This window comes from Anaeromyxobacter sp. SG17, from assembly GCF_022690695.1.
Taxonomy (GTDB): Bacteria; Myxococcota; Myxococcia; order Myxococcales; family Anaeromyxobacteraceae; genus Anaeromyxobacter; species Anaeromyxobacter soli.
The window spans coordinates 1-5,964 of record NZ_JALCYX010000131.1 but is presented as its reverse complement, the minus strand read 5'-3'; the positions used below and the strand labels follow the sequence as shown (position 1 = coordinate 5,964).

Here is a 5,964-nt window from a genome sequence, read left to right as displayed (position 1 = left end):
CGTGAGGCACGGCCGCCGCGTCCGCGGGGGGCGCGATGGCCCGGCGCGGGGCGACGGCGATCACCGCGGCGGCCGCCGCCGCGACGACGAGCGCCGCCCCGGAGCCGAGGGCGATCCTCCTGAGGCGCCGCCGCCGCGAGAGTCGCGCGAGCTTGGCCGGGACGTCCGGGTTCTCGGGATCGATGGCGAGGACGCGCGAGTAGAACGAGAGAGCGCGCGCGGACGCGCCCTCGGCCAGGGCGGCGTCGCCGCGGGCGGAGAGCGCGACCACGGCCCGCGCCGGGAAGGCCGCCTTGAAGCCGGCCGGGTCCCGCAGGAACGCCACGAGCTCGTCCGGGGCGCGCTCGAGCCCGCTCTCGGCGAGGAGCCGATCGAGCACCTCGCGGACCTCGGCGGCGCTCGACGGCCGCCGCTCCGGGTCGAGGGAGAGGCAGCGGACGACGAGGTCGGCGAGGGCGTCCGGCACGCGCGCGTCCACCGCGCGCGGCTCCTCGAAGTCGGCCTCCAGGACGCGGCGGAGGATCGCGGTGGGGTTCGGCGCGGCGAACGGGAACTTCCCGGTCGCGAGCCAGTAGAGGATGGTTCCGATGGAGAAGAGATCGCTGCGCGCGTCCGCCTCGCGCCCCTCCACGATCTCGGGCGCCATGTGGTGCGGCGAGCCCACGAGCGCGCCCGTCATGGTCATCCGCTCGTCGGACGCGAGGATGCGCGCGATGCCGAAGTCGGCGAGCTTCACCGCCGGTCGCTCGCCCTCCTGCACGAGGACGTTCTCGGGCTTCAGGTCCCGGTGGATGACGCCGGCGGAGTGCGCGTGGACGAGCGCGTCCACGAGCGCGCGCCCGACGAGCGCGCCGATCTCGGGGAAGCCGAACCCGACCTCGTGCGCGAACGCGCGGAGGGTCCTGCCGCGGACGAACTCGGTCACGAGGTAGCTGTCGGCCGCCCCGTCGCCCGCGTAGTCGTAGATCTCGACGATGCCGGGGTGGGAGAGGCGCGCGACGGCGCGGGCCTCGCGGGAGAAGCGAGCGCGCGAGTCCGGCGCGGAGGCGAGGTGCGGGTGAAGGAGCTTCACCGCCACCTCGCGGTCGAGGGCGGTGTCGCGGCCGCGGTACACGACGGCCATGCCCCCGCTGCCGACCTGCTCGAGCAGCTCGTATCGTCCGAGCCTGCGGATCACCGCCCCCTCGCCCTCGAGCCTCGCGCTCGCGTGGGTATCCTCGTGCTGCACGACTCACCCGGCACCCGCGGCGCACCCCCGCCGCGGCTCGCTCCGGATCGCGACAGCGGTGACCGGATCGGACGCTGCACTATGACACGGCTGCCCCGACTCGGCCATCTTGCAGCGACGGGGACGGCGCACGCCTGCTCGCCGCAGCCGAGGCTACCCGGCGGGGAGGGCGCCCACGCTCGATCCCGGCAGGAATCGCCGCGCCGCGAGCGCCTGGATCGTCGCGGGGATCGCCTCCGTGGAGATGGGATGGAGCGGCCTGAAGCCGAGGGCCGCGAGGCGGGTCGTGTCGTAGTAGTGGTCCGCGGTCATCCAGTGGAGCGCCTCGCGCTCGACGCGCGGCGCGAGCGCGGCCGTCGCGCCGTTCCGGCCCGCGAGGAGCCGCCACGCGCGCTCGAGCCGGCGGTTCACCGGCCCGAGCAGGACCCGGTCCGGGACGTGTCGCACGAGCCAGAGCAGGGCCGCGGTGAGGCGTGGGAGCGCCGGGAGGAGGCGCCCCGGCTCGTAGCCGAGCGCGGCGAGGGCGGCGGAGAGGTGCTCCGCGAGCGGCAGCGGCGCCTCGTCCCCCACGTTGAACGCGCGCCCCACCACCTCCTCGTCGTGCGGGTGCTGCACCACGTGGACGACCGCGCGGGCGAGATCGTCCAGGTGGACGAGGTGCGCGACCGGGCCGCGGCGGATGATCGGGATCCGGCGGTTGCCCGGGTCGAGCAGGGCGAAGAACGTGAGCGCTCGAACCGGGCCGCCGGTCAGTGTGGGGCCATAGAGGATCGTGGGGCGCAGCACGGTGAGCGGGGCGCCGCGCCGGAACTCCGCCCAGCTCGCCTGCTCGGCGCGCCAGCGGATCCGCTCGAGCGCGGTCCGCGGCTCCTTCAGCTCGCCCTCGCGGCAGGGGAGGTTCCGTGGCCTTCCGTAGACCGCCGCGGTCGAGACGTGCACGAGCCGCCGCGCGCCGGCCTCGCGCGCGAGCGCTGCTGCGGCGGCGGCGGCGGCGGCCTCCGCCTCGGAGCGGGCCCGCTCGTCGAGCTCGCGCGGCGTACGGACGCCGAGGTGGACGACCGTGTCCACCCCGCGCGCGTCCACCTCGAGCCGCGGGCGGCCGTCCGCGCCGATGGGCGCCTGACGGACCGAGAAGCCGGCGCGCCCGAGCGCCGCCGCGACGGCGTCCGGGATGGCGCCGGCCGAGCCGGTGAGGATCGCGAGCCGGTTCACTCCGCGAGTGTAGCAGCGGGACGGGCCACGGGCAGGCGGGCGGAGCGAGCCTGCCGGGGCGCACCGGCGCGCGAGGACGCCGATACTGCGCGCAGAGGGAGGCGGCGGCCCCGTTGGAGCCGGCCGGGCCGACCGTGATCCGCGGGCCCAGGCGGCTCGCGGATCACGGTCCGAAGCTCAGGCCCGGACTTCCTCGGACTTCTTCGCGGCGGCGGCCTTCTTCTCAGCCTCCGCGTCCGGGGTCGGCGGCGCCTGCCGCCCGACCGGGTTCTCCTCGAGCGCCGCCTTCAGCACCTCGTCCATGTGCGCCGCGAAGACGAAGTCGAGCTCCTTGCGGGCCTGCTCCGGGACGTCCACCAGATCGCGCTCGTTGCGGGCGGGGATGATGATCCGCTTGATGCCCGCGCGGTGCGCGGCGAGGACCTTCTCCTTGATGCCCCCGACCGGCAGGACGAGGCCGCGGAGCGTCACCTCGCCGGTCATCGCGACGTCGGAGCGGACGCGGATCCCGGTGAGGAGCGAGACGAGCGCGGTGAGGATGGTGACGCCCGCGCTCGGGCCGTCCTTGGGGATCGAGCCCGCCGGGAAGTGGATGTGGATGTCCGTCCGCTCGAGGAAGTTCGCCGGGATGCCGAGCGAGTCGGACTTCGAGCGCAGGTACGAGAGCGCGGCCTGGGCGGACTCCTTCATGACGTCGCCGAGCTGGCCGGTGAGGGTGAGCGACCCCTTTCCGGTCATCTTCGTCGCCTCGATGAAGAGGATGTCGCCGCCCGCGGCCGTCCAGGCGAGGCCGGTCGCGACGCCCGCGATCTCCGTGCGCTCGGCGGTCTCGTTGTAGAACTTCTCGGGCCCCAGCATCGACTCGACGTCGGCCTCCTCGATGGAGCGCTTCGCGCCGGCCTGGAGCTTCCCGCTCGCGACCTCCACGGCGACCGCGCGGCACACGTCGGCGATGCGGCGCTCGAGGTTACGGACGCCCGCCTCCCGCGTGTACGCCATGATGATCTTGATGAGCGCCTTCTCGGTGATGTCGATCGCGTCGGCCGAGAGCCCGTGCTCCCTGAGCTGCTTCGGGATGAGGTGGTTCTGCGCGATGTGGACCTTCTCCTCGAACGTGTAGCCGGGCAGCTCGAGGATCTCCATGCGGTCCTTGAGCGGACCGGGGATCGGATCGAGCAGGTTCGCCGTCCCGATGAACATCACCTTCGAGAGGTCGTAGGCGAGGTCGAGGTAGTGGTCCGAGAACGCGTGGTTCTGCTCCGGATCGAGCACCTCGAGCAGCGCCGCCGACGGATCGCCGCGGAAGTCCGCGCCCAGCTTGTCGATCTCGTCGAGCATCATGACGGGGTTCACCGTCCCCGCCTTCTTCATCGACTGGATGATACGGCCGGGGAGGGCGCCCACGTACGTGCGGCGGTGCCCGCGGATCTCCGCCTCGTCGCGCACGCCGCCCAGGGAGAGGCGCACGAACTTGCGGCCGATGCAGCGCGCGATGGACTGGCCGAGCGAGGTCTTGCCGACGCCGGGCGGCCCGACGAAGCACAGGATGGGCCCGCGCATGTCGTTCTTCAGCTTGCGGACCGCGAGGTACTCGAGGATGCGCTTCTTGATCTTGTCGAGGCCGTAGTGGTCGGCGTCGAGGATCTGACGCGCGTTCTCGATGTCCAGGTTGTCGTCGCTCTTCTTCGACCAGGGGAGGTCCGCGATCCAGTCGAGGTAGGTGCGCGCGACGGTGTACTCCGAGCTCGCCGTGGGGATCGACTTGAGCCGGTTGAGCTCCTTCTGCGCGACCTTCTCCACCTCGGGCGGCAGGCCCGCCTTCTTGAGCCGCTCCTGCAGCTCGTCGAGCTCCTCCTCCTCCTCGCCGAGCTCGCCGAGCTCCTCCTTGATCGCCTTGAGCTGCTGGCGCAGGTAGTACTCGCGCTGCGTCTTCGACATCTCGCCCTTCACGGCGGAGTCGATCTTGTTCGAGAGCTTGAGGATCTCGCGCTTCCGGTTGAGGAGCTCGAGGACGAGCTTCATCCGGGACTTGAGGTCGGTCGTCTCGAGGACCTGCTGCTTCTCCTCGATGGGGACGTCCACGTTCGCGGCGATGAGATCCGCGAGGTGGCCCGGGTGCGTGATCGACTCCACGAGCTCGGTCGCCGCCGCGGGGAGCTCGGGCATGAGCTCGATGACCTCGCGCGCCAGCTTCTTCAGGTTGATGGCGAGCGCCTCGACCTCGACGTCGTCGGTGACGGCCTTGTCCTCGACGGGATCGACCCGCGCCTTGAGGTACGGGCTCTCTTGGACGAGCTCGAGGACCTTGAAGCGCGCGAGCCCCTGCACGACGAGCGAGTAGTTGTCCTCGCCCATCTTGAGCAGCTTCACGACGCGTGCGACCGTCCCGACGGTGTAGAGATCGGCCGCGCCTGGATCCTCCTCCTCGGCGCGCCGCTGCGTCACGACGCCGATCACCTGCTCGTCGCGGACCGCGTCCTTGATGAGGGCGATGGTCTTCTGCCGCCCCACCGCGAGCGGGAGCACGCCTCCGGGGAAGAACACCGAGTTCCGGAGTGGCAGGATGGGGAGGACCTGCGGGATGTCCTCCTTGGCGATGAGCCCGGGAGGCACCATCGCCGGAGCGACCTGCGCGCCGGCTGCGGCCTTCTTTTCCTTCTCAGACATCGCCGTCTCCTTGCCGAGCTTCGGATGGGATGGGATACCCGCGCGAGCAGCGGATATCAATGAAAAGCGTTTGACCTGTCGGGCGTTACGGGTACGGCATGGCGGGCGAGAGCCCACCCTGCGGCCACCTCTCCCGAGGCGTCAGTCCTCGTTGAGGGCGGTGCGGCCGGGGCGCGGCACCGTGTGGCCGTCGGGTTCGCCACCGGCTCCTCCCGGGTCGGTACGGGTGGGACCGCTCGAAGGCGCCCACAGCCTGGACCCGGCGTTCCGGTCGTCGTCGCCGCTCCCGGAGACGTATCCCGCGCGGCGGGAGATCTGCTGGGGTGCGGCTCCGGGACCCTCCGCCGGGGACCATACGTGCTTGCGGATCATGCCCTCTGCATAAGGCCTGCTTCCGCGAGGGCAAGCGGGTGGACACCTTGGGCGCCGTGTTGCCCGGTACGCATGCGCTCGTGCTCCTGGCCGGCGCCACCCTCGCGGTCGCCGCCCTGGCGGTGCTGCGCGCGCTCCGCGCCAGGCGCCGCGCGGGGCTGCCGGAGGCGGCGGAGCGGCTCGTCGCGGGCGCGCTCGAGCGGCTCGGCGACGGCGTCCTCGTGATCGGAGGGGACGGGCGCATCGTCCGCGCCAACGCAGAGGCGCGGCGGCTCGCGGGCTCCGACGCGGCGCCGCTCGAAGGCAAGGACCTCGCCGCCATGGCCGAGGCGCTCGCGGTCCTGCGGCACGGGCTGCGACGCGCGGACGCCACCTCCGGGGCGGTCTCCCTGCGCACCGGCCTGCGGGCGACCGCCGCGCTCGTCCGAGTCTCGGATCGACCCATGGTGGACGTCGTCGTCCTGCGCGCGGAGCCGCCGCGCGCG

Annotated in this window: 4 protein-coding genes; 1 reads left to right on the top strand and 3 read right to left on the bottom strand. The window is 72.8% G+C overall.

Going from position 1 to position 5,964, the window contains the following annotated elements; all coding sequences use genetic code 11:
- From MNY60_RS23105 to lon, 3 genes are all read right to left on the bottom strand, one after another.
- Window positions 1–1,228 (bottom strand): serine/threonine-protein kinase (locus MNY60_RS23105; protein ID WP_242362012.1); only part of this gene is annotated, 1,228 nt, incomplete at its 3' end.
- Between the two features lie 153 nt (window positions 1,229–1,381).
- Entirely contained in the window at window positions 1,382–2,440 is a 1,059-nt protein-coding gene (locus MNY60_RS23100) for an NAD(P)-dependent oxidoreductase (RefSeq protein WP_242341388.1), read from the bottom strand.
- 177 nt (window positions 2,441–2,617) lie between these two features.
- Window positions 2,618–5,107 carry an endopeptidase La gene (gene lon / locus MNY60_RS23095; RefSeq protein ID WP_242341389.1) on the bottom strand — a complete coding sequence of 830 codons (2,490 nt, stop codon included), beginning with the start codon at window positions 5,105–5,107 and terminating at the stop codon, window positions 2,618–2,620.
- Between the two features lie 410 nt (window positions 5,108–5,517).
- On the opposite strand from lon, the gene MNY60_RS23090 reads away from it, so the two are divergent.
- A partial coding sequence (locus MNY60_RS23090) for a PAS domain-containing protein (protein ID WP_242362010.1) occupies window positions 5,518–5,964 on the top strand: 447 nt, incomplete at its 3' end.